Raw genomic sequence first — 24292 nt, forward strand, 5'->3', positions numbered from 1 at the left:
ATGTCCGAAATCTTGGTAGAGCGGTTGGGTCATCTTGGCGACGGGATTGCCGAGGGGCCGGTTTATGCGCCCGGAGCCTTGCCCGGTGAACGTGTGAGCGGGACGCTTGAGGGCAACGTGCTGCGCGACGTGAGGATCGTCGAGCCGTCGAGCGTTCGGGTGAAGGCGCCGTGCCGGCATTACAAGTCTTGCGGCGGCTGCCAGTTGCAGCACGCGGACGATGCGTTTCTGGCGGAGTGGAAGACCGGGATCGTGCGCGAGGCGCTGGCGGCGCAGGGGATCGAGACCGAGATGCGCGAGATTGCCGTTTCCCGGGCCAACACGCGACGCAGGGCCGGATTTTCCGCAAGGCGGACCAAGAAGGGGGCGACCGCCGGCTTTCACGCCAAGGGATCGGACCTGATCGTGGAGCTGAGCGAGTGCCACGTGGTTGCGCCCGAACTGCTGGAAGGCGCGCGGGTGGCGCGGGAGCTGGCCCGGATCGGCACTAGCCGCAAAGGTGAGTTGAGCGTGGCGGTCGCTTTGTCCGAGGCGGGGCTGGACGTGCGCGTGGAGGGCGGCAAACCGCTGGATGGGCCCTTGCGGATCGCGCTGGCGCAATTGGCCGAGGCCGAGGACCTCGCGCGGCTGGCCTGGGACGATGAAACCGTGGCCACGCGGCGACCGCCGATACAGCGGTTTGACGGGATCGCCGTGACGCCGCCGCCGGGAGCGTTCTTGCAAGCAACGAAGGACTCCGAGCGTTTATTGCAGAATGAAGTTTCGGCAATTTTGGCTGGAACAGAGCCTGTTATCGACGTGTTTGCCGGGTGTGGGACATTCGCCCCGCCATTGGCGCGCGAGCGGGCGGTTCACGCAGTCGAAGGCAGCGCGGCGATGACGAAGGCTCTGGACGATGGGTGGCGCCACAGTGATCGGCTGAAGAAGATTACGGTCGAGACGCGGGACCTGTTTCGCCAACCGATCATGGCCGAGGATCTGACACGGTTTGGCGGCGCCGTGATCGACCCGCCGCGCGCCGGGGCGGAGGCGCAGTGCCGCGAGCTGGCCAAGGCGCAGGTGCCGGTGATCGCTTATGTGTCGTGCAACCCGGTGACGTTCGCCCGCGATGCGAAAATCCTGAGCGAGGCGGGCTATGCGGTGGAATGGGTGCGGCCGGTCGATCAGTTCCGCTGGTCGGTTCACGTTGAGCTTGTTGCAGCAATTCACCGCAAAATGGGGTGACCGACGCAATTTTGAAATGACGCGACTGGCCTGACATTGTAAAACGTTACCAGGGACAGGCAGCAGGGCAATCGAGCAATGAATCGTAGAAATTTCGTGCTTCTTTCGGCCGCCAGCGCGTTTTTGGCGGCCTGTGGATCCAAGTTCAAATCGTACAATGGTCCGGAGGTGACGCAGGTTCTGATCAGCAAGAGCCGGCGGCGGATGTACCTTTTTCACCACGACAAGGTGCTGAAGGCGTATGACGTGGACCTGGGCTTTACCGCCGCAGGACACAAGCAGTTCGAGGGTGACGGCAAAACGCCGGAGGGCGATTACTTTATCGACCGGCGCAATCCGAACAGCTCTTTCCACCTGTCGCTGGGGATTTCCTACCCGAACGAGGCGGACCGCGCCTTTGCCAAGGCACAGGGCAAGAAGCCGGGTGGCGATATCTTTATCCATGGAGAGCCCAACGATCTGGGCTGGATTCGCAAGCGGCGGCTGGGGCGGGACTGGACCGCCGGGTGCATTTCCGTTCGGAACAAGGAAATGGAAAAGATCTATGCGATGGTGCGGACCGGCACCCCGATCCGCATTACGCCATGACGGGTGGGCTACTTGCCCATCACCAGCGTCCACCAGATCTTGCCGTTGCGTTCCTGTTCCCAGGAAAAGCCCATTTGCCGGGCGTCGGGCGCCATGATGACCTGTTTGGTCGAAGGTTCGGCCATCCAGGCGGTCAGGGTCTCAAGCTCGGTCTCGTAGGTTTCCGAGATGTTTTCCCCCACAAGCTCGCCGGCATAGCCGACGCGGCGGACCCGGTCGATCGGCGAGGAGCCGTCGGAGCCGAAATGCCACGGGCGGTTCTGGACCGACATGTCGCGGGAATGCGTGGCGGCGGCGGCGTTCAATTGCGCGTTCAGCTGAACGGCCGGACGCCCGGCGGCCTGACGCAGGGCGTTGACGGCGTCGAGCATCCGGTACTGGATCTCGGCGGTGTCGCCCGAGCGGATGCGGTAGACCTGGGGCAGAGGCTCGCCGTTGGGGCCGACAGCGGTTTCAGGCGGCGGCGGCGCGCACGCCGACAGGAACACAAGTGCGGAAACCAGCAGGCCAAAAATACGCGTCATCAGTGTCTACCACCCAGAAGATTGTTCGACTCGCCTCTTAGCGTGGCTGACGTGGTGTTTCAAACCCACAACCGCGTCATGTGCGCGAATGTTGCCGGTTTGATTTGCGACTGAGGCATTCGAGCCATATGCTTTGGACAGTTTCAAAGCAGACAGTTGGAGCACGACATGTCTTTTGACCCCAAAGATTTGTTCAGCCGGCGTGCTTTCCTGGCGGGCACCGCGGCAGCTCTGGGTGCGCCGGCGCTGGCGCAGACCGGCACGACCGAGATGGAAAGCGCTATCAGCCGATCGGTGCAGCGCAATATTTCGAGCTTTCGCGCCGCGGACTGGCGGCCGCATTTCAGCAGCCTGAGGAACGGTGCGATCCTGGTCGATATCTCGTCCCGCGCGCTGCATTTCTGGGACGAGGACGGACAGACGAAGTTCCTGTTTCCGTCAAGCATCCCGATGTCGGAGGAATTGACGCGGCGGGGCCGAACCCGGGTGGTGCGCAAGGTGGAAGGGCCGGATTGGCGTCCCACGCCTTCGATGTTGAAGCGGAACCCCAACTGGCCGTCCTATGTGCCGCCGGGGCCGGACAACCCGCTGGGCACGCACGCGCTGTACCTCGGCTGGACCTATTACAGGATCCACGGCACGCATGACACGCGCAAGATCGGGCGGCGGTCGTCGAACGGGTGTATCGGGCTTTACAACGAGCATATCGCACAGTTGTTCGCCCGGGCCAAGGTGGGCACGCAGGTTCTGGTAATCTGACGCGGATTGCGCTGGAATAGAGACGAATGTGTGCAGCGTTCCGGCGCTGCCTTTTCTTTTTGTTTGGAGCGCCAAGCCGCTTCGCGCGGAGTCAAGGCCGAAGGCCGCCGCGCATCGACGGGCCGCCCCCTCGGCCCGGCGATTTGGCAAAGCCTGGTGCGCCGCTCGACGGTCTTTCGGATTTGGCAGGAATAAAGTGCTTCTGAATGACTGTCTGATCGCCGCGCCGCGGCCCGTCGACACGCGGCTTTAGTCAAGCCAGCCCTTGAGGTTGTCTTCGATCACCGTGCTCAGCGCCTTGATATGCGCGTCGCTGTCGTTGAGGCAGGGAATATAGAGGAACTCCTCGCCGCCGGCCTCCTCGAAGCTTTCCTTGATCTCTTCGTTGATCTCTTCCAGCGTCTCGATGCAGTCGGCGGAAAAGGCGGGGGCGATGACGGCGATGTTCTTCTTGCCGTCCTCGGCCAGCTTGGCGACATGTTCGACCGTGTAGGGGCGCAGCCATTCCTCGGGGCCGAAGACCGACTGGAACGTGGTGGTGATCTGGGTGTCATCCCAGCCCAACCGTTCCTTCAGCAGGCGCGTCGTTTTCTGGCACTGGCAGTGGTAGGGGTCGCCTTGGTTGAGGTAGCGCTGCGGCATCCCGTGGTAGGAGACGACGAGGATCTCGGGCTTCGTTTCAGTCTCTGCATAGGCCTTTTCGACCGATTGGGCCAACGCCTCAATATAAAGCGGATGTTCGAAATAGGGCTCGACCACGCGGGCGATGGGCTGCCAGGTTTCGTCCATCAGGGCGCGGAAGAACTGGTCATTCGCGGTGGCAGAGGTGGCGCCGGCGTAGTGCGGGTAAAGCGGGAAAAACAGGATCCGGGTGCAGCCGGCCTCGACCAGCTTGCGGACCTTGGACTTGGTCGAGGGGTTGCCGTAGCGCATACAGAAATCGACCATGACGTTGTCGCCATAGCGCGCCTTGAGCGCCTCGGACAGCTTGGTCGTCTGGTCGCGGGTGATGGTCATCAGGGGGCTTTCGCCCTTGTCCTCGTTCCAGATGGATTTGTAGGCCTCGCCGCTGGTGAACGGGCGTTTCGACAGGATCACCAGTTGCAGAAGCGGCTGCCAGAGCCAGGGCGAATAGTCGATGACGCGGCGGTCCGACAGGAACTCGTTCAGGTAGCGCCGCATGGACCAGTAGCCGTAATCGTCGGGCGTGCCGAGATTGGCGATGAGGACGCCCGTTTTCGGTTCCGGAATGGCCGGGTGGTCGGACGGGGCGTGGACAGGACAGGTCTTGTTCTTGGCGGCGTCAAACATGGGCGGGCGTCTTTTCTTGTCGGATGGGATCACGGACACATAAAGGATTGCGGTCGGTCGTCAATCTTTGAGCTTGGTCTCGGAGGTGCCGAGGGCATCGGCGAGACGTGTTGTCGCGCTTCCGGGGCGGAGGGGCTGGGGCTGGTCGGCGGAAGGGGCCCAGCCGGTGAGGGTGATCAGCTCGAAGGTGGCGGGGATGCGGCCGTCGGGGGTGCTGAAAGAGCTGGCGTAGAGGTCTGCGGCGCGCAGGAGCACGTCGCGGCGGGTGAAATTGCGGGGCCGTGCGTTAAGCGCGTTGGCCTCGCCCATGGCGCGCAGGTCGTGCATCAGGGCGATGAGGTTTTCGTAGCTGACATCGAGCGGCAGGGTGTCGGCGACGGGTAAGGCGAAGCCGGCGCGTTGCAGGAGCGCGCCGAGGTCGCGGATATCACCCATCGGAAGGACCCGGGGTGAAAGGCCGCCGCGCAGGTCGGATTCGGCCTGCGCGAGGACGGCGCGGAGCTGATGCAGGGTCTGGCCGCCGAAGAAGACGGCGATGAACAGGCCATCGGGGCGCAGGGCGCGGCGGCATTGGATCAGTTGGCCTACGGGGTCGTCGGCCCAGTGGAGCGACATGGCGTGCAGTATCAAGTCGCGCGATTCAGGCTCTAACGCGAGGGTTTCGGTGTCGGCTACGATCTGCGCCTCGGGGAACGCGGCCTTCCACGGGTCGGGCAGGCCAGTGACGATGCTCGCATCCGTAAAGGATTTGTTAACGAAACTTAGCCGATCCTGCACCTCGTCGATCGCGGTCTCGTGCAGGAACAGCGCGGGGTCGCGGCTGGCCCGTTGGCGGTTGCGCCGAAGCGCGCGGCGATCGGTGAGGGTTCTGGTCATGGTGGCTAAATAGAGTGGCTTTCGAGGCAATTCAAACGGCGCTTCGCGTGGTCTATCCGCCACGCTGCACCTTGTGCGGCGGATTGGTGGACAGCGAGTTCGGCCTGTGTGGGCCATGCTGGCGTGACACGCCTGTACTTGCCGGGCTGGTCTGTGACCTGTGCGGCAGTCCGTTGCCCGGCGAGGAGACGGATGGGTATGCGCGGTGCGACGACTGCCTGCGGGTGGCGCGGCCCTGGCAGAAAGGGCGCGCGGCGCTGATCTACAAGGACAATGCGCGCAAGCTGGTGCTGGCGTTGAAGCATGGCGACCGGCATGACGTGGTACCGTTGGCGGCGACTTGGATGAAACGGGCGGCCGCGCCGTTGCTGGTGCCGGAGTGCCTGTTCGTGCCGGTGCCGTTGCACTGGACCCGACTGTTGAAACGGCGGTTCAACCAGTCGGCCCTGCTGGCGCAGGCGGTGTCGAAGGAGGTGAATGCGGCGTGGTGCCCCGACGTGCTGGACCGGGTGAAGCGGACGCCATCTCTGGACGGGATGGGCATGGAGGCGCGGTTCGCGACGCTGGATGCAGCCATAGGCGTAAGGCAGGGGCGGCGCGTGAGGATCCAGGGACGCGTTGTGATACTGGTGGATGACGTGATGACATCGGGCGCGACACTGGCGGCCTGCGCCAAAGCCTTGCTGGCGGGGGGCGCGGCGGAGGTCAGGACACTGACACTGGCGCGCGTGGTCAAGGATGCTTAAGTAAGGTCCAACCACGGAAAGGATTGGACCCTGTCATGAGACCCGTCGAAATCTACACCTCGCAGCTTTGCGGATTTTGCCACGCGGCCAAGCGGCTGCTGTCGCAGAAGGGTGTGGACTATACCGAGATCGACGTGGGGCGGGAACCGGAGAAGCGGGCCGAGATGACCCAGCGCGCGAATGGCGGGCGGACGGTGCCGCAGATTTTCGTGGGCGACGTGCATGTGGGCGGCTGTGACGAGCTTTATGCGCTGGACCGGGCGGGCAAGCTGGATGCGCTGCTGAAGGCATGAAAACGGCTCTGATACAGCTGAACGCGTCGGATAGCCCGGACGCGAACCTGCCGGTCACGCAAGGTCTGATCGACGAGGCGGCGGCGGAGGGCGCGGGGTTCGTGCTGACGCCCGAAGTGACGAATTGCCTGTCGGCCAGCCGTACGCGGCAGAAGGAAGTACTGCGCCACCAGGAGGACGACCCGACGCTGGCCGGTCTGCGGCAGCAGGCGGACAGGCTGGGGATCTGGGTGCTGATCGGGTCGATTGCGGTCAAGACGGATGATGCGGATGGGCGGTTTGCCAACCGGTCTTTCCTGATCGACCCCAAGGGCGGGATCGCGGCGTGGTATGACAAAATTCATATGTTCGACGTGAAAGTGTCCGAGACGGAGCAATACCGGGAATCGGCCGGCTATCGCCCAGGTGATCGAGGTGTGACGGCGGAGACGCCGTTCGGCACGGTCGGGCTGACAGTGTGTTATGATCTGCGATTTCCCAAGCTTTACCGTCGCTTGGCGCAGGCCGGGGCGGAGATCCTGACGGTGCCGTCGGCCTTTGCGGTGCCGACGGGCGAGGCGCATTGGGAAACGTTGCTGCGGGCGCGGGCAATCGAGACGGGGTGCTATGTGCTGGCCCCGGCGCAGACCGGCCAACATTCGGCCACGCGGGGCAAGGAGCGCCGCACTTATGGGCATTCGCTGGCCGTGGGGCCGTGGGGTGACGTATTGGCAGATGCCGGAACCGAGCCGGGTGTGGTATTCGTGGACGTGAACCGGGACGAGGTGACCCAGGCACGGGCGCGGATACCGGCGGTAAACAATGAGGTCGACATCACTTGGTCGTGACAACGGATAACACGCTGCATTCGATTGCCGTTTCGCTGTTCAGCGAGGTTCTGGCGAACGAGCAGCTGATCCGGAGCCGGCTGAGCCGGGTGCTGCCGAAAGGCATGGAGATCTCGCATTTCTCGGTTCTGAACCACCTTGCGCGCGCCAATGGCGAGCGGAGTCCGGCGCAGCTGGCCAAGAGCTTTCACGTGACGCGCGGGGCGATGACCAATACATTGAGCAAGCTGGAATGGGCGGGGTATGTGCATATCCGGCCCGACTGGGACGATGCGCGGCGCAAGATGGTGTCGATCAGCCCGGCCGGCACACGCGCGCGGGATGCCGCGATTTCCGCGATCATGCCGCTGATCACCGAAGTGGTGACCGAGCTGGGCGAAGGCAACGTGCGCGCCACCCTGCCCGTTCTGCGCGAGATGCGGGCGAAGCTTTCGGACGAAAGTTAGGCTCTAACTCAGGGCTTCAGGCTGGTCGTGACGTAGTTCACGGCCAGGTCGCGGTCCGACAGGGACCACGTCCAGCTGATGGGGTTGAAGACGAACCCCTTGCGGTCGACCGGGTCGAGGCCGGCGTCGCGCAGAAGCTCGTACAGCTCTTCCGGGGTAATGAACTTGTTCCAGTCATGGGTGCCTTTGGGCAGCCAGCGCATGATGAACTCCGCGCCGACGATGGCGGCGGCAAAGCTTTTGGCGGTGCGGTTCAGGGTGGAGCAGATCTGCAGGCCGCCCGGTTTCAGCAGGCGCTGGCAGGCGGTGAGATAGGTGGCGGGGTCGGCCACATGCTCGACCACTTCCATGTTCAGGACGACGTCGAACTGTTCGCCCGCGGCGGCGAGCGCCTCGGCGGTGGTGTTGCGGTAGTCGATATTCAGGCCGGATTGCGCGGCGTGGACCTGTGCCACGGGGATGTTGCCCGCCGCGGCGTCGGCGCCGACCACCGTCGCGCCGAGGCGGGCCATCGGTTCGGCCAGCAGACCGCCGCCGCAGCCGATATCCAGAAGCCGCAGGCCGGTAAAGGGTTTCGCGGTTTTCAGGTCACGGTCGAATTCCGCGGCGATCTGCGAGGTGATATAGTCCAGACGGCAGGGATTGAGCATGTGCAGCGGCTTGAACTTGCCGTTCGGATCCCACCATTCGACGGCCATCGCCTCGAACTTGGCGACTTCTTCGGTGTCGATCGTGGTCGAGTTGGGTTGCATTCCGCGTTCCATGTGCTCAATGTCTCAGACGGTCTATATAGGACATTCATGGACAAGTTTTCGAGCCAAAAGAGCGCAGCGCAATTCCTGTATCCGTCGATCGAGCCGTTCGACCGGCGGATGATGGACGTGGGCGACGGGCATACGATTTATGTGGAGCAATCGGGCAACCCCGAGGGCACGCCGGTTGTGGTGCTGCACGGTGGCCCCGGTGGCGGGTGCAGCCCGGCGATGCGGCGGTATTTCGATCCGAACCATTACCGGATCGTGCTGTTCGATCAGCGCGGTTGTGGCCGGTCGAAGCCCCATGCGAGCGTCGAGGACAACACGACCTGGCATCTGGTGGCGGATATCGAACGGATCCGGGATGCGCTGGGCATCGACACCTGGATCGTTTTCGGCGGAAGCTGGGGCGCGACGCTGGCGCTGATCTATGCGCAGAACCACCCCGAAGCGGTGGCGCATCTGGTGTTGCGGGGTGTGTTCACCATGACGCAGCGGGAGCTGGACTGGTTCTATGGCGGCGGCGCCGGGAGATTCTGGCCCGAGACATGGGCAAAGTTCCGGTCGCTCATCCCCGAGGATGAACAGGGCGACATGATCGGGGCTTACAACAAGCGCCTGTTTTCCGGCGACCGGGCCGAGGAAGTGCGGTTCGCCAAGGCGTGGAGCGCATGGGAGAATGCGTTGGCTACGGTCAATTCCAACGGTCAGAGCGGGGACAGCCCGGCGGATTACGCTCGTGCCTTTGCGCGGCTGGAGAACCATTATTTCCGGCATAACGGGTTCTTGGGGCAGGACGGTTACATCTACGACAACATGGACAAGCTGGCGGAGACGCCCGGTGTGATCGTGCAGGGGCGGTACGACATGATCTGCCCGCCCGAGGCGGCGCACCGGCTGGCGGGGCTGTGGCCCAAGGGCGATTTGCGGATCATCCCGGTGGCGGGCCACGCCCTGTCGGAGCCGGGGATCAGTGCCGAACTGGTGAAGATCATGGACCGGATGGTGACGGGGCGGTAGGATGGGGTCTTGGAGCGCTGTCATCCTCTGGCTTGACCAGAGGATCTCTGGCCCCGAGAGATCCCCGATCAAGTCGGGGATGACGGGTGTGGGAAAGGCTGACATCTGCGCAACCTGCTTTCCCCCTTGCAGACTCAGCCATCGAGTCGTATATCCCCTTTCAACAGCGGCGCGCTGGGGTCCAAACCCGGCGCTCCACCGGGAAAGATCGACGGGCCGCGCGCCCGTTTTTTTGTGTTCGAAGGACCCATGAGCAACGACCTGATTGCAAAATCCTCGATGGATCGGCGGCTGGCCGAGATCGTGACCCCTGTCATAGAGGACATGGGGTTCGAGCTGGTGCGCGTGCGTCTGATGGGCGGCAAGACCGCCACGTTGCAGATCATGGCCGAGCGGCCCGAGGGCGGCATCGAGGTGGATGAATGCGCCGAGATTTCCACCGCCATCAGCGCGGTGCTGGATGTGGAAGACCCGATCGTCGACGAGTACACGCTGGAAGTGTCCAGCCCCGGCATCGACCGGCCTCTGACCCGGCTGAAGGATTTCGACGAGTTCGAGGGCTACGAGGCGAAGCTGGAGACCCACGAGCTGATCGACGGGCGCAAGCGGTTCAAGGGCGTTTTGGCCGGGACCGAGGGCGGCGAAGTGCTGATCAACGTCGAGGAAGGCACGATCGGGCTGCATTTCGACTGGCTGGCCGATGCCAAGCTGGTGCTGACCGATGAGCTGATAAAGGACATGCTGAAGGCACGCAAGGAAGCGGGCGTTCTGAACGAAGACAATTTTGACGACATAGAGACTGACTCGTCCGAGGAGACCTGAGACAATGGCTATTACCTCTGCCAACCAGCTTGAGCTTTTGCAGACCGCCGAGGCGGTGGCGCGGGAGAAGATGATCGACCCGGGCCTTGTGATCGAGGCGATGGAAGAGAGCCTCTCGCGCGCGGCCAAGAGCCGGTACGGCGCCGAGATGGATATCCGCGTGAGCATCGACCGCAAGACCGGCAAGGCGACCTTCACCCGTGTGCGCACCGTGGTCGAGGATGACGAGCTGGAGAATTACCAGGCGGAATTCACAGTCGAACAGGCCAAGCAATACCTGGACGATCCCAAGGTCGGTGACCAGTTGATCGAGGAAGTGCCCCCCGTGGATATGGGGCGGATCGCCGCGCAGAGCGCCAAGCAGGTGATCCTGCAGAAGGTGCGCGAGGCCGAGCGCGACCGCCAGTACGAGGAATTCAAGGACCGTGCCGGCACGATCATAAATGGCGTGGTGAAGCGCGAGGAATACGGCAACGTCATCGTGGATGTCGGTGCGGGCGAGGCGATCCTGCGCCGGAACGAGAAGATCGGTCGCGAAAGCTATCGCCCGAACGACCGGATCCGGTGCTACATCAAGGACGTGCGCCGCGAGGCTCGTGGGCCGCAGATCTTCCTGAGCCGCACCGCGCCGGAATTCATGGCAGAACTGTTCAAGATGGAAGTGCCGGAAATCTATGACGGCATCATCGAGATCAAGGCCGTGGCCCGTGACCCGGGCTCGCGCGCCAAGATCGCCGTCATTTCCTATGACAACTCGATCGATCCCGTGGGCGCCTGCGTGGGTATGCGCGGCAGCCGCGTGCAGGCCGTGGTGAACGAGTTGCAGGGCGAGAAGATCGACATCATCCCGTGGAACGAGGACCAGCCGACCTTCCTTGTGAACGCGCTGCAGCCCGCCGAGGTGAGCAAGGTGGTTCTGGACGAGGAAGCCGAGCGGATCGAGGTTGTCGTGCCTGAGGACCAGCTGAGCCTTGCGATCGGTCGTCGTGGTCAGAACGTGCGGCTGGCCAGCCAGCTGACCAATCTTGATATCGACATCATGACCGAGGCCGAGGACAGCGAGCGCCGTCAGAAGGAATTCGAGGAGCGTACGAAGCTGTTCATGGACACGCTGGACCTGGACGAGTTCTTTGCCCAGCTGCTGGTCTCCGAAGGCTTCACCAACCTTGACGAGGTCGCCTATGTCGAGATCGACGAACTGTTGGTGATCGACGGGGTGGACGAGGACACCGCGAACGAATTGCAGGCCCGGGCGCGTGACGTGCTGGAGGCGCAGGCCAAGGAAGCGCTGGAGAAAGCGCGCGGATTGGGTGCCGAGGACAGCCTTATTGAATTCGAGGGGCTGACACCCCAGATGGTTTTGGCATTGGCAGAAGATGGCGTGAAAACGCTGGAAGACTTCGCCACCTGCGCCGACTGGGAACTGGCGGGCGGCTGGACCACCGTGGACGGCGAGCGCGTCAAGGACGATGGCGTTCTGGAACCTTTCGAAGTGTCGCTGGAAGAGGCGCAGGATCTGGTGATGACCGCGCGGGTCATGCTGGGCTGGGTCGATCCGGCGGACCTGGAAGCCGAGGCCGACGAGGACGCCGAAGACGAAGGCGACACCGCAGAGGAGGCCGAGGCCTGATGCGTCAGGCCTCGTAGGCGTTGATATGGGGCGCGGTGGGCAGCCCAAGGACCGGACGAATGGTCCCGAGCGCAAGTGCATTGCCACGGGTGAGGTGCGCCCGAAGCATGGGTTGATCCGGTTTGCCATCGGCCCCGAGGGCCAGGTGGTGCCGGATATCCTGGAGAAGCTGCCGGGCCGGGGCATTTGGGTGAGCTCGACGCGACAGGCGCTGGAAACGGCGGTGAAGAAGGGCCTGTTCTCGCGCAGTGCCAAGCAGAGTGTCACGGTGCCGGACGGCTTGGTCGAGCAGGTCGAGGCGATGCTGGCGCGGCGGGTCGTGGAATTGCTGAGCCTGGCGCGCAAAGGCGGGCAGGCGGTGGCCGGATACGAGAAGGTGAAGGACTGGCTGGCCAAGGAAGAGGCCGAGGTTCTGATCCAGGCCAGCGACGGGTCCGCGCGCGGGAAGACGAAACTGAGCACGCCCTATGGCGGCAGCTGGATCGGCTGGATCACCGCCGACGAGCTTGGCCAGGCATTCGGGCGTGAAACAAGCATCCACGCCGCACTCGCGGCTGGCGGTTTGTGCGAACGTGTTGTAGAGGAGGCGGCAAGACTCAAGGGCTTGCGCGTCACGGACGGGGACCGACCCCGCCGGAAAGGAAGTTGAGATAGATGAGCGACAACGACGGAAAGAAAACTCTGGGTGTACGTGGTGGTGGCGGTCCTCGGTCGGGGAACGTCAAGCAGAGCTTTAGCCATGGCCGCACCAAGAACGTCGTGGTGGAAACCAAGCGCAAGCGGATCGTGAAACCGAAACCCGGGGCCGCGGCGCCTGCGCCGGGTGGGGCCAAGGCGGGTGCGCCCGGAGCAGGATCGAAACGCCCGGCGGGGATCTCTGACGAGGAGATGGAACGCCGGATGAGGGCGCTTGCCGCCGCGAGGGAACGCGAGTCGGAGGAAGCCGCGCAGCGCGAGGCCGAAGAGCGTGAGCGCGAGGAAGAGAAGATGCGCCGCCGCGAGGAGGCCGAGGCCAAGGAGCGCGAACAGCGCGAGGCCGAGGAACGCGCCCAGGCGAAGGCGGACGAGGAAGAGCGCAAGAAGCGCGAGGAAGCGGACGCCGCCAAGCAGGCTGCGGCCGCTGCCGCCGCGCCGCCGGCCGAAGACCAGCAGACCCGCCCGACCAAGCAGGCGCCCCGTAGCAAGGCGCCCGAGCGCGACCAGCGAGGCGACGATGGCCGTGGCAAGGGCAAGGGCCGTGGCGACGATGGTGGCCGTCGGGCCGGCAAGCTGACGCTGAACCAGGCGCTGTCGGGTGGCGAAGGCGGCCGGCAGAAATCCATGGCCGCGATGAAGCGCAAGCAGGAGCGCGCCCGGCAAAAGGCCATGGGCGGTGCGCAAGAGCGTGAAAAGGTCGTCCGCGACGTTCAGGTGCCCGAGGCGATCGTGGTCAGCGAGCTGGCCAACCGGATGGCCGAGCGCGTGGGCGACGTGGTCAAGGCGCTGATGAACAACGGTATGATGGTCACGCAGAACCAGTCGATCGACGCCGATACCGCCGAGCTGATCGTCGAGGAATTCGGCCATCGCATCGTCCGGGTCAGCGATTCGGACGTGGAAGACGTGATCGATTCGGTCGATGACAAGGAAAGCGATCTTCAGCCGCGTCCGCCGGTGATCACGATCATGGGTCACGTGGACCACGGCAAGACGTCGCTGCTTGACGCCATTCGCGACGCCAAGGTGGTGGCGGGCGAAGCCGGGGGGATCACCCAGCACATCGGCGCCTACCAGGTGACGACCGACAGCGGTGCCGTGCTCAGCTTCCTCGATACGCCAGGTCACGCCGCGTTCACCAGTATGCGGGCCCGTGGCGCGCAGGTGACCGATATCGTGGTTCTGGTGGTGGCTGCCGACGATTCGGTGATGCCGCAGACAATCGAGGCGATCAACCACGCCAAGGCCGCCAAAGTGCCGATGATCGTGGCGATCAACAAGTGCGACAAGCCCGAGGCGAACCCCGACAAGGTGCGCACCGAGCTGTTGCAGCACGAGGTGATCGTCGAGGCGATGTCGGGCGACGTGCAGGATGTCGAGGTGTCGGCCCAGACGGGTCAGGGCCTGGATGAACTGCTGGAAGCCATCGCCCTGCAATCCGAGATCCTGGAGCTGAAAGCGAACCCGGATCGCGCCGCCGAAGGTGCGGTGATCGAGGCGCAGCTGGATGTGGGCCGCGGCCCCGTGGCGACGGTTCTTGTGCAGCGCGGCACGCTGAAACAGGGCGATATCTTTGTCGTGGGCGAGCAGTACGGCAAGGTCCGTGCGCTGATCAACGACCGGGGCGAGCGCGTTCAGGAAGCCGGGCCGTCGGTGCCTGTCGAGGTTCTTGGCCTCAATGGCACGCCCGAGGCGGGCGACGTTCTGAACGTGGTCAAATCCGAAGGTCAGGCGCGCGAGATTGCCGAGTACCGCGAGAAGGCGGCGAAGGAGAAGCGCGCGGCGGCAGGGGCCGGCACCACGCTCGAACAGCTTCTGGCGCAGGCCAAGGAGAACGAGAACGTCAAGGAGTTGCCGATTCTTGTGAAGGCCGACGTGCAGGGCTCTGCCGAGGCGATCGTGCAGGCGATGGAGAAGATCGGCAACGACGAGGTGCGCGTGCGCGTGCTGCACTCGGGCGTGGGCGCAATCACCGAGTCCGATATCGGCCTGGCCGAAGCGTCGGGTGCGCCCGTGATCGGCTTCAACGTGCGGGCCAACGCGCCGGCGCGGAACAGTGCGAACCAGAAGGGTGTCGAGATCCGCTATTACAGCGTTATCTATGACCTGGTGGATGACGTGAAGGCGGCCGCGAGCGGTCTGCTGGGTGCGGAAATCCGCGAGAACTTCATCGGGTATGCCGAGATCCGCGAAGTCTTCAAGGTCACCGGCGTCGGCAAGGTTGCGGGCTGTCTGGTGACCGAGGGTATCGCCCGCCGGTCGGCCGGTGTGCGCCTGCTGCGCGATGACGTGGTGATCCACGAAGGTACGCTGAAGACGCTGAAGCGCTTCAAGGACGAAGTGTCGGAGGTTCAGTCGGGCCAGGAATGCGGCATGGCGTTCGAGAAATACGAGGACATCCGCGAAGGCGACGTGATCGAGATTTTCGAGCGCGAGGAAGTCGAGCGGAACCTCGATTAAGCCGGAATAGAGACTGTTTTCGGGAAAGGGCGGCCTATTGGGTCGCCCTTTTTTGTTTGCTGGGCCCAAGTCTTTTCTGAAAAGACTTGGCAAAAGCTTTCTGAAAGCTTTTGCGGCGATTAGAGCCAGTCGCGGAGGATCGGGATGAGCGGCACGTCCGCGGGGGGCATGGGGTAGTCGCGCAGCGCGTTGGGGCGGACCCATTTCAGGGTCTGGTTCTCACGCGACTGCGGAGTGCCCTCCCACTTGCGGCAGGCAAAAAGCGGCATCAGCAGATGGAAGTCGTCATAGCTGTGACTGGCGAAGGTCAGCGGCGCGAGGCAGCTTTGCCAGGTGTTGATGCCAAGCTCTTCTTCCAACTCGCGGATCAGGGCGACCTCGGGCGTTTCACCGGGTTCGACCTTGCCGCCGGGAAATTCCCACAGACCCGCCATCGATTTCCCCTCGGGGCGTTGGGCCAGAAGGATGCGACCGTCGACGTCAATCAGGGCGACGGCGGATACGAGGATTGTTTTCATAGGTGAGTCGGTGTCATGACCGATAGTCGGCGTTGATCGAGATATAGCCGTGCGTCAGGTCGCAGGTCCAGACATGGGCAGTTCCGCCCCCCAGACCGAGATCGACATGGATCGTGATCTCCTGGTTCTTCATGTGGGCGGCGCCGTCTTCTTCGCGGTATGTGGGACTAACCCAGCCTTTTTCGGCCACCAGTGTGTCGCCGAACCAGATCGAAAGCGTGTCGCGGTCGGCCGGCGCGCCGGATTTTCCGATGGCCATCACGATGCGGCCCCAGTTGGGGTCTTCGCCGGCGATGGCGGTTTTGACCAGCGGCGAGTTGGCGATGGCGAGGCCGTGGGTCTTGGCGTCATTGTCACTGGAGGCGCCGGTGACGGAGATGGTGACGAATTTGGTCGCGCCTTCGCCGTCGCGCACGACCTGGTGCGCGAGGTCGAGCATGACGCCGCGCAACGCCTCCATGAAGCCGACGCTTTGGTCGGTAACGCGCACGCCCGAGGCGCCGGTGGCGGCGACCAGCAGCGTGTCGGAGGTGGAGGTGTCGCTGTCGACGGTGATGCAGTTGAAGGTCTTTTCGTTCAGCGCCGAGACCATCTGTTGCAAGTGTTCACGGTCGATGGCGGCATCGGTGAAAATGTAGACCAGCATCGTTGCCATGTCGGGCGCAATCATGCCCGACCCCTTGGCGATGCCGGCGATGCGTACCTCTTGGCCGTCGATTGAGATGGTGGCTGTGGCGCCCTTGGGGAAGGTATCGGTGGTCATGATCGCGCGGGCGGCGTCCTCGATCCCGTCGGACGACAGCTTGCCCGCCAGTTCGGACAGTTTCGCGGTGATGCGCTCGTGTTTCAGCGGCTCTCCTATAACGCCGGTGGAGGAGCTGAAAATACGCGATTCCGGCAAGGATAGGGTCTGGGCTACGGCGTTCGTGACGGCCTTGACCGACTCCACGCCGTTGCGGCCCGTGAAGGCGTTGGAATTGCCCGAATTGACGATGATCGCCGCGCCCTCGGCAGACTGGAAGCCGATCTTCTCCTGGCAATCGAGCACCGCGGCAGAGCGCGTCGCGGACCGGGTGAAGACCCCGGCCATGGCCGTGCCGGGGGCCAGACTCGCCAGCATCACGTCCTTGCGGCCGGCATAGCGCACGCCGGCCTCGACGCTGGCGAATTCCACACCGGCGATGGCGGGAAGCTCCGGGAACGCGGTGGGCGCCAGTGGCGAAACGGCGAGGGTCTTGGCCATTGGTCAGTTCTCCAGCAGGTCGAGATTGGTGATGACGTTCGGGTCGATTTCGCCAAGGTCGACCTGGTCGATCTCGGCATCGGATTTCAGGCTCTCGATGAAGGATTCCAGATTGGCTTCCTTGAGCTGGGCCTCCAGTTCCGCGCGCACGGTGTCGAGCGCGGGGCGCTCCTTGTTGCGGGTCTCGACCAGGGTGATGACGTGCCAGCCGAACTCGGTTTTCACCGGCTCGGAAATCTCACCCGGTTCGAGCGCCGCGACGGCGTCGAAAAAGGTCGCGACCATGTCACCGGCGCCGAACCAGCCGAGGTCACCGCCCGACGCGCCTGAGGGTCCGGTGGATTTCTCGCGGGCGAGTGCCGCGAAATCGGCGTCGCCTTCGAGGGCGGTCACCAGTTCCTGCGCCTCTTCCTCGGTTTCCACGAGGATGTGCGAGGCGCGATACTCGGTTTCCTGAACATCGGCCGGGTATTGCTCTTCGTAGGCGGCTTGCACGTCCTCGTCCGACGGGGCCTGCTGAACGACGCCGGCCATGACCTCGCCGGCGATGATGGCGCGTTCCTCGTTCTCGATCGAGACGCGACTGCGCAGCGACGGCTCGCCGTCCAGAGACTGTTTCAGCAGGGTATGCTGGATCAGCTGGTCGACGATGCCCTGCAACAGCAGGTTGGGCGGAAACTGGTCGTATTGTTGCGGCAAGGTGGCGCGAAGTGCGATGACATGCGCCAGCGTGATCTCGGTGCCGTTTACGGTGGCGACGACCTGTGAGGGATCGGCGGCGGGGGCGGATTCAGACTCTGTTTCAGCCGTTTCCTGCGCCCACGCGCCCTGCGCCAGCAGTGCGGCGGTACAGGTTGCGGCGAGGATCGACTTGATCGGATGTGACATGGAGAACCCTTTGCTTTCTCGCGCCAAGACGCGGCGCGTTGTGACGTTGACAGTCCATGAGCGGCCCCTTACATCGCCTTATGATCAAAGGCAGGGCCGTCCCCTTGGGCCCGTTCTAGGGCGGTGCGACGGACGGGGCAAGCGATTGCCAATCACGAGATAGCGAAAGACCGGATCGGATAGGATATGCTGGGTATTGGAACGGTCGCCAAAAAGATCTTTGGCACCCCGAACGACCGCAAGGTCAAGACGACCCGCCCGCTGGTGGAGAAGATCAACGCGCTGGAGCCCGAGTACGAGGCCCTCGATGATGCCGGACTGATCGCCAAGACCCAGGAGTTCAAGAAACGTATCGCGGAGGGTGAGAGCCTTGATGCGATCCTGCCGGAAGCCTTTGCCAATTGCCGCGAGGCGGCGCGCCGGGCGCTGGGCCTGCGGGCCTTCGACGTGCAGCTTATGGGCGGGATTTTCCTGCACCAGGGCAATATCTCGGAGATGAAGACGGGCGAGGGCAAGACCCTAGTGGCGACCTTTCCGGCCTATCTGAACGCGCTGACCGGAAAGGGTGTGCATATCGTCACGGTGAACGATTACCTTGCCAAGCGGGACGCCGAGTGGATGGGCAATGTCTTTTCCGCGCTGGGGATGACCACGGGCGTGGTCTATCCGCAGCAGCCGGATGACGAGAAGAAAGGCGCCTATGCCGCCGACATCACCTATGCCACCAACAACGAGCTTGGCTTCGATTACCTGCGCGACAACATGAAATCGAGCCTCGAGGAAATGTCGCAGCGCGGGCATCATTTTGCCATCGTCGACGAGGTGGACAGCATCCTGATCGACGAGGCGCGGACGCCGTTGATCATCTCGGGGCCGGCGCAGGACCGCAGCGAGCTTTACGTGACCGTCGACGGGTTGATCCCCAGCCTGGAAGAAGATCACTACAAGATCGACGAGAAGACCAAGAACGTCACCTTCACCGACGAAGGCAACGAGTATATCGAAGAGCTTCTGCACCAGAAGGGACTGCTGGAAGAAGGGCAGTCGCTGTACGATCCCGAAAGCACGACCATCGTGCACCACATGAACCAGGGTCTGCGGGCGCATAAGCTGTTCCTGAAGGACAGGGACTATATCGTGCGCGACAACGAAGTCGTGCTGATCGACGAGTTCACCGGACGGATGATGAGCGGGCGGCGGCTGTCGGACGGTCTGCACCAGGCCATCGAGGCCAAGGAAGGCTGTGAAATCAAGCCAGAGAACGTGACGCTGGCGCAGGTGACATTCCAGAACTATTTCCGCCTGTACGCCAAGCTGTCGGGGATGACCGGGACAGCGTCGACCGAGGCCGAGGAATTTGCACAGATTTACGGGCTGGGCGTGGTCGAAGTGCCGACGAACAAGCCGATTGCCCGGGTCGACGAGGACGATGCGGTTTATCGCACGGCGCAGGAGAAATTCGATGCCATCGTGACGACGATCAAGGAAGCGCACGCGAAGGGTCAGCCGATCCTTGTCGGCACCACCTCGATCGAGAAATCCGAGATGCTGAGCGAGTTGCTGAAAAAGGCGGGGGTGACGCACAACGTGCTGAACGCGCGCCAGCACGAGCAGGAAGCGCAGATCGTCGCGGATGCCGGCAAGCTGGGTGCGGTGACGATTGCCACCAACATGGCCGGGCGCGGCACCGACATCAAGCTGGGCGGGAACCTGGATTTCCAGATCATGGAAGCGATTGCCGCCGATCCGCAGGCCGATCCAGAAGAGGTGCGGAAGCGGTTGGAGGCGGGGCACAAGGACGACGAGCAGGCGGTGATCGATGCCGGTGGCCTGTTCGTTCTGGCCACGGAACGGCACGAAAGCCGCCGGATCGACAACCAGCTGCGCGGCCGCTCGGGCCGCCAGGGGGACCCGGGGCGGTCGGCGTTTTTCCTGAGCCTTGATGATGACCTGATGCGCATTTTCGGGTCTGAACGGCTGGAAAAGGTTCTGTCGACACTGGGCATGAAGGAAGGCGAGGCGATCATTCACCCGTGGGTGAACAAGAGCCTGGAGCGCGCGCAGGCGAAGGTCGAGGGCCGCAACTTTGACATCCGCAAGCAGTTGCTGAAATTCGATGACGTGATGAACGAGCAGCGGAAGGTGATCTTTCGCCAGCGGCTGGACATCATGGAAGCCACGGACCTGTCGGAGATCATCAAGGACATGCGCGGCGAGGTCATCGACGACCTGATCGACCAGTACATGCCACCCAAGACCTATGCCGACCAATGGGACATGGAAGGGCTTTATGCCGCCGTGATCGAGCGGTTGAACCTGGACGTGCCGGTGATGGCCTGGGGCGACGAGGAAGGTGTGGATGACGACGTGGTCGCCGACCGGCTGGAAGAGGCCGCCGAGGAAATGATGGCCGAGAAGACCGAGGCGTTCGGGCCGGACCAGATGCGGATGATCGAGAAGCAGGTCCTGCTTCAGACCATCGACAGCAAATGGCGCGAGCATCTTTTGACGCTGGAACATCTGCGCAGCGTCGTGGGCTTTCGCGGGTACGCGCAGCGCGATCCGCTGAACGAATACAAGAACGAGGCGTTCCAGCTGTTCGAGACGATGCTGGACAGCCTGCGGCAGGATGTGACGCAGCAGCTGGCCCGGATCCGCCCGATGACGGACGAGGAACAGCAGCAGATGCTGCGCGACCTACGGGCCAAGCAGGCCGCGATGGCGCCGAAACCGTCCGAGACGGAAGAGCGTGAACCCGGCGCCGAAAGCCTGAAGGATCCTACCGGCGCCGCCCTGCCCGGCTTTGACGAGAACGACCAATCGACTTGGGGCAATCCGGGCCGGAACGAGGCGTGCCCGTGCGGTTCGGGCAAGAAGTTCAAGCATTGCCACGGACGATTGGGCTGACAACGCGCGCCATAACACGGCCCCAATGACACCCTTGGGTTGCCTTCAAGCGGACACTTTCGCCAACTAGCGTTCTCTCGACCTATGACAGGTGTGGGAGATCGTGATGATCAAGTTAGGCAATCCGAAACGTATCGCAATGGCCGGTATGACCATGGGGTGTGCCCTTGGTATCGGCTATTTCATGCAGATGTCGCAGAACGACCGCACCGTGACGTCGGCGCAGACAAGCACGATTGATCCTGCGGCCGCCGATGCGTTCGCGCAGGCTTTCGTAGAGCCTGAGCCGCAAACGGAAGCGGAAAGCAGCGCGCAAGAGCCTGTCACCGTTCCTGTCGAAAACAAGATCGAAGCCATCGCGGAGACTGAGGAGCACCAAACGCCAGTTATGACCGCCGACCTTGGGAAAGCGCAGCTTTTCCAGGAGGCTGCGATGGTGACCGGGCAAAGCTTCGAGGCTGAAGGGCTTGAGATTGAAAGCGTGACGCTGACATCGGCCGAGCCGGTGCCGCCGATCCCGCCGATCCCGCCGATCCCGCCGGCCGCGGCGCCGCAGCCGCAGGCGCTGCCTGATGCGCCGCTGCAACTGGCGGCGTTGCAGGACGTGCCGATCCAATCGTTTCCACGGGAAGAAAAGGCCCCGGCCCTGCCGGCCTGCGACGCAGAGATCGAGATGTCGGCAAGCGCCGCCGCGGCGGCGATGGTTCAGCTGGAACTGACCGCGCCGTGTCAGGCGGATGCGCAGTTCACCCTGCACCACAACGGCATGATGTTCAGCGCGATCACCGACACCGACGGCACATGGTCGATGCAAGTGCCGGCGCTGACGCAGAACGCAGTGTTCATCGCGGCGTTTGACAATGGCGAGGGTGCGGTGGCGACTGCCGATGTGGATACGCTGGACTATTATGACCGTTACGTCGTGCAGTGGCAGGGCCGCAGCGGGATGCAGATTCACGCGATGGAATATGGCGCGGACTATGGTGAACAGGGTCACGTCTGGTTCGATGCCGCGCGGGATGTGTCGAGCGCGGCGACGGGTGAGGGCGGTTTCCTGCTGCGCCTTGGCGACGGGGTGATCGAGGAAACGACCCTGATGGTGGAGGTTTATACCTTTCCCACTCGGAACGCGCTGCGCGAGGGCGAGGTACAGGTGAGCCTGGAGACCGAGATCAATGCCGCCAATTGCGGCCGGGATATCGAGGCGCAGGCGCTGATCAAGCCCGGGGCCGGGGAAATCTCGGCGCGCGATCTGACGATGGCGATTCCGGACTGCGATGCCGTGGGTGATTTTCTGGTGTTGAAAAACCTGTACGAAGACTTGAAGATCGCGCGCAACTGACGCTGAGATCCGAGGGCATCCATGAAAATGCTATGTGCGGCGGCTTACGCCGCACTTTTCCTTTTTGCGGGCGCGTTTCCGGGGATCGCCCAGGATGTGACCCTGACGTCGCGCGACGGGAATGTCGAGATCACCGGCAACCTTTTGGGATTTGATGGCGAATTCTATCGGGTGGATACGGTGTATGGCGAACTGACCGTGGATGGCTCGGGCGTGGATTGCGCGGGGCCGGGGTGTCCCAACTTGGATACCTACGTGGCGCAGGTGGTGTTTTCCGGCGCACCGACGATCGGTCGGCTGCTGATGCCGGCGCTGGTCGAGGCGTTTGCCATTCGCGAAGGCTATGACATGGCACGCGAGACGCTTGAGGACGGCAGCGTGCTGTTGTCGATCCACGACCCGGGTGAGGCGCGCGTTGTGGGCGAGTTCCAGTTTCGGCTGACCAATTCCGACGAAGGCTTTGCCGACCTGATCGCGGATGTGGCGGACATCGCCATGTCGATGCGCGAGATCCGCGCCGACGAAGTGCGACTGGGCAAGGATGCGGCGCTGGGCGACATGTCGGCCAAGGGACGCGGGCGGGTGATGGCGCTGGAGGCGCTGGTGCCCGTGGTGGCGCCGTCGAACCCGGTGCAGCAGGTGACGCTGACACAGCTGGCCGAGGTGCTGTCGGGGAAGATCGACAATTGGAACATGCTAGGTGGGCCGGATGCGCCGGTCGCGGTGCATATGTTTGACGCGCGATCCGGGCTGGGACAGGCGAGCGAGGATCTGGTGCTGCGCCCGGCGGGCGTGAGCTTTGCCGAGACCGTCACGCGCCATGCCGATGGCGTGTCGCTGGCCGAGGCGGTGGCAGGGGACCCGTTCGCGCTGGGCCTGACGGCGCGGGCGGAGACGGGGAACACGCTGGCGCTGGCGCTGAGCGGAGAGTGCGGTTTTGCGCTGCGCGCCACGCGGCGCGCGGTCAAGACCGAGGACTACCCGCTGACCGCGCCGATGTTCCTGTACCTGCCGGCGCGGCGGTTGCCGAAGCTGGGTCGCGATTTCCTGGCGTATCTCAAGGACCCGTCAGCGCAGCTGGTGATCCGGCGGGCCGGGTTCGTCGACCAGGCGCCCGAAGAGATCGGGATCGACGAGCAGGGAGATCGGTTTGCCAATGCCATTGCGCAGGCTGGAGACGAGCTGGGGCTGGAGGAACTGCAGCGCATGGTCGCCGCGCTGACGCCTTTGAAACGCCTGACCACGACCTTTCGGTTCGAGGCCGGGTCGGCGCGGCTCGATGCGCAGTCGCGCTCGAACGTGGCGCAGCTGGCGCGGGCGATGGAGGTCGGCAAGTTCGACGCGCGGCGGCTGGTGTTCGTTGGGTTCAGCGACGGGGCGGGCCCGGCCGAGAACAACCGGCGGATCGCGCTGCGCCGGGCCGAGGCGGTGCGCAGTGCGGTGGTGGCGGCGGCGGAAACGGCGAACATGGACCGGATCGGCATGGACCTTGAAGCCTTTGGCGAAGCGATGCCGATGGCCTGCGACGGCACCGGATGGGGGCGGCGGATCAACCGTCGGGTCGAGGTTTGGGTGAGATAGGGTCTAAATCAGGCCTTGCGCGCGAAAGCTGGTCTCGCACGACTTTCCTATGATGATGTGATCGTGCAGCGTGATGCCGAGCGCGTTTGCCGCCGTTTCGATCTGGATGGTCATGTCGATATCGGATTGGGACGGCGTGGGATCGCCCGAGGGGTGATTGTGCACGAGGATCAGCGCGCTGGCGTTGAGATGCAGCGCGCGTTTGACCACCTCGCGCGGGTAGACCGGCACGTGATCGACGGTGCCGCGCGCCTGTTCCTCGTCGGCGATGAGCGTATTGCGTCGATCGAGGTAAAAGACGCGAAACTGCTCGATATCCCGGTGCGCCATGGCGGTATGGCAGTACTCCAGCAGGGCGTCCCAGCTGGAGACGATGGGGCGTTGCGCGACACGGGACCGCGCAAGTCGGTGGGCGGCGGCCTCGACCACCTTGAGTTCGCAGACCACCGCCTCGCCGATACCCGGAACACTGCAAAGCTGGTCGAAAGGTGCGGAGATGACGGCGTTGAAGCTGCCGAACTGTTCAAGCAGGGCATGGGCCAGAGGCTTGACGTCGCGCCGGGGGATGGCGCGGAAAAGCACCAGTTCGAGCATCTCGTAATCCGGCAGGGCGTCGGCGCCGCCGGACATGAAGCGGTCGCGCAGGCGCTTGCGGTGGTCGCGGATGTAGGAGGGTTGTTTGCCGGGCGCGTTCGCGGAAACGGGAACCTCGTCGCTGTCGAAGAGCGGCAGGGGAATTTCCTTGAAGGCGCGCGAGTCGGGCATACGCGTGAGAGTGGTGCGAGAAGGTTAGCGAACGGTTAATGGCTGGAAGGAGGCCCCGGGTCAGGCCCGGG

General features: G+C 63.7%; 23 protein-coding genes. 15 read left to right on the forward strand and 8 right to left on the reverse strand.

Features of this window, described 5'->3' with window-relative positions; translation table 11 throughout:
- Positions 1-1224, forward strand: coding sequence for a class I SAM-dependent RNA methyltransferase (locus XM53_RS16785; protein ID WP_057795400.1), 1224 nt, complete (start codon positions 1-3; stop codon positions 1222-1224).
- Between the two features lie 78 nt (positions 1225-1302).
- Positions 1303-1812 (forward strand): L,D-transpeptidase family protein, encoded by a 510-nt coding sequence (locus XM53_RS16790; protein ID WP_057795401.1) that lies wholly within the window; start codon positions 1303-1305, stop codon positions 1810-1812.
- 8 nt (positions 1813-1820) lie between these two features.
- On the opposite strand, the gene dalA is transcribed toward XM53_RS16790, so the two are convergent.
- Positions 1821-2336 carry a divisome-associated lipoprotein DalA gene (gene dalA / locus XM53_RS16795; RefSeq protein ID WP_057795403.1) on the reverse strand — a complete coding sequence of 172 codons (516 nt, stop codon included), beginning with the start codon at positions 2334-2336 and terminating at the stop codon, positions 1821-1823.
- A gap of 168 nt (positions 2337-2504) precedes the next feature.
- Between dalA and XM53_RS16800 the strand changes: the two genes are divergently transcribed.
- Complete coding sequence (locus XM53_RS16800) at positions 2505-3095, forward strand: L,D-transpeptidase (protein ID WP_057795629.1); 591 nt, start codon at positions 2505-2507, stop codon at positions 3093-3095.
- Positions 3096-3344: 249 nt separating this feature from the next.
- On the opposite strand, the gene hemH is transcribed toward XM53_RS16800, so the two are convergent.
- Both hemH and XM53_RS16810 read right to left on the reverse strand, forming a co-directional pair.
- Positions 3345-4406, reverse strand: a complete 1062-nt coding sequence (gene hemH, locus XM53_RS16805) for a ferrochelatase (RefSeq protein ID WP_057795405.1) — start codon at positions 4404-4406, stop codon at positions 3345-3347.
- Between the two features lie 60 nt (positions 4407-4466).
- Positions 4467-5282 carry a methyltransferase domain-containing protein gene (locus tag XM53_RS16810; protein WP_057795407.1) on the reverse strand — a complete coding sequence of 272 codons (816 nt, stop codon included), beginning with the start codon at positions 5280-5282 and terminating at the stop codon, positions 4467-4469.
- Positions 5283-5329: 47 nt separating this feature from the next.
- Between XM53_RS16810 and XM53_RS16815 the strand changes: the two genes are divergently transcribed.
- From XM53_RS16815 to XM53_RS16830, 4 genes are read left to right on the forward strand one after another with little or no spacing between them, the layout of a single operon-like run.
- Positions 5330-6028 (forward strand): double zinc ribbon domain-containing protein, encoded by a 699-nt coding sequence (locus tag XM53_RS16815; RefSeq protein WP_082631077.1) that lies wholly within the window; start codon positions 5330-5332, stop codon positions 6026-6028.
- A 35-nt stretch (positions 6029-6063) separates the two neighbouring features.
- Positions 6064-6321 (forward strand): glutaredoxin 3, encoded by a 258-nt coding sequence (gene grxC / locus XM53_RS16820; protein ID WP_057795409.1) that lies wholly within the window; start codon positions 6064-6066, stop codon positions 6319-6321.
- A complete protein-coding gene (locus XM53_RS16825; protein WP_057795411.1) occupies positions 6318-7148 on the forward strand; it encodes a carbon-nitrogen hydrolase family protein in 831 nt (276 codons plus the stop codon). Before grxC ends, XM53_RS16825 begins: the two co-directional genes overlap by 4 nt.
- A complete protein-coding gene (locus tag XM53_RS16830; RefSeq protein WP_057795633.1) occupies positions 7145-7594 on the forward strand; it encodes a MarR family winged helix-turn-helix transcriptional regulator in 450 nt (149 codons plus the stop codon). The genes XM53_RS16825 and XM53_RS16830 overlap by 4 nt, the downstream gene beginning before the upstream one ends.
- An 8-nt stretch (positions 7595-7602) precedes the next feature.
- On the opposite strand, the gene ubiG is transcribed toward XM53_RS16830, so the two are convergent.
- On the reverse strand, positions 7603-8346 hold the full coding sequence (gene ubiG, locus XM53_RS16835) for a bifunctional 2-polyprenyl-6-hydroxyphenol methylase/3-demethylubiquinol 3-O-methyltransferase UbiG (protein WP_057795413.1): 744 nt from the start codon (positions 8344-8346) through the stop codon (positions 7603-7605).
- 48 nt (positions 8347-8394) lie between these two features.
- Here ubiG and pip point away from each other — a divergent pair, with 48 nt between their 5' ends.
- The 5 genes from pip (at position 8395) to infB (ending at position 14977) form a co-directional block, all read left to right on the forward strand.
- Positions 8395-9369, forward strand: coding sequence for a prolyl aminopeptidase (gene pip, locus XM53_RS16840; RefSeq protein ID WP_057795415.1), 975 nt, complete (start codon positions 8395-8397; stop codon positions 9367-9369).
- Positions 9370-9618: 249 nt separating this feature from the next.
- Entirely contained in the window at positions 9619-10191 is a 573-nt protein-coding gene (gene rimP, locus XM53_RS16845) for a ribosome maturation factor RimP (protein ID WP_057795417.1), read from the forward strand.
- 4 nt (positions 10192-10195) lie between these two features.
- On the forward strand, positions 10196-11821 hold the full coding sequence (nusA, locus tag XM53_RS16850; protein ID WP_057795419.1) for a transcription termination factor NusA: 1626 nt from the start codon (positions 10196-10198) through the stop codon (positions 11819-11821).
- 25 nt (positions 11822-11846) lie between these two features.
- Positions 11847-12470: an RNA-binding protein gene (locus tag XM53_RS16855; protein WP_057795421.1), complete on the forward strand. Its 624-nt coding sequence runs from the start codon at positions 11847-11849 to the stop codon at positions 12468-12470.
- Positions 12471-12475: 5 nt separating this feature from the next.
- On the forward strand, positions 12476-14977 hold the full coding sequence (gene infB / locus XM53_RS16860) for a translation initiation factor IF-2 (RefSeq protein ID WP_057795424.1): 2502 nt from the start codon (positions 12476-12478) through the stop codon (positions 14975-14977).
- Between the two features lie 119 nt (positions 14978-15096).
- On the opposite strand, the gene mutT is transcribed toward infB, so the two are convergent.
- Genes mutT through XM53_RS16875 form a run of 3 tightly spaced genes read right to left on the reverse strand, consistent with a single transcriptional unit; the run spans position 15097 to position 17626 of the window.
- Entirely contained in the window at positions 15097-15495 is a 399-nt protein-coding gene (gene mutT / locus XM53_RS16865) for an 8-oxo-dGTP diphosphatase MutT (RefSeq protein ID WP_057795426.1), read from the reverse strand.
- 13 nt (positions 15496-15508) lie between these two features.
- Positions 15509-16738 (reverse strand): bifunctional glutamate N-acetyltransferase/amino-acid acetyltransferase ArgJ, encoded by a 1230-nt coding sequence (gene argJ, locus XM53_RS16870; protein WP_057795428.1) that lies wholly within the window; start codon positions 16736-16738, stop codon positions 15509-15511.
- Positions 16739-16741: 3 nt separating this feature from the next.
- Complete coding sequence (locus XM53_RS16875) at positions 16742-17626, reverse strand: peptidylprolyl isomerase (RefSeq protein ID WP_057795430.1); 885 nt, start codon at positions 17624-17626, stop codon at positions 16742-16744.
- Positions 17627-17812: 186 nt separating this feature from the next.
- Here XM53_RS16875 and secA point away from each other — a divergent pair, with 186 nt between their 5' ends.
- From secA to XM53_RS16890, 3 genes are all read left to right on the forward strand, one after another.
- The gene (gene secA, locus XM53_RS16880; RefSeq protein WP_057795432.1) at positions 17813-20533 is read left to right on the forward strand and encodes a preprotein translocase subunit SecA; all 2721 of its coding nucleotides are present in this window, start codon (positions 17813-17815) and stop codon (positions 20531-20533) included.
- Positions 20534-20639: 106 nt separating this feature from the next.
- Positions 20640-21875, forward strand: coding sequence for a hypothetical protein (locus XM53_RS16885; protein ID WP_144435582.1), 1236 nt, complete (start codon positions 20640-20642; stop codon positions 21873-21875).
- A gap of 21 nt (positions 21876-21896) precedes the next feature.
- Complete coding sequence (locus XM53_RS16890; protein WP_057795436.1) at positions 21897-23456, forward strand: substrate-binding domain-containing protein; 1560 nt, start codon at positions 21897-21899, stop codon at positions 23454-23456.
- Positions 23457-23459: 3 nt separating this feature from the next.
- Here XM53_RS16890 and radC read toward each other — a convergent pair whose 3' ends face one another.
- Positions 23460-24221: a RadC family protein gene (gene radC / locus XM53_RS16895; protein WP_057795438.1), complete on the reverse strand. Its 762-nt coding sequence runs from the start codon at positions 24219-24221 to the stop codon at positions 23460-23462.
- Between the last annotated feature and the right edge of the window lie 71 nt (positions 24222-24292).

It is taken from the genome of Roseovarius atlanticus (assembly GCF_001441615.1).
GTDB classification, from domain to species: Bacteria; Pseudomonadota; Alphaproteobacteria; order Rhodobacterales; family Rhodobacteraceae; genus Roseovarius; species Roseovarius atlanticus.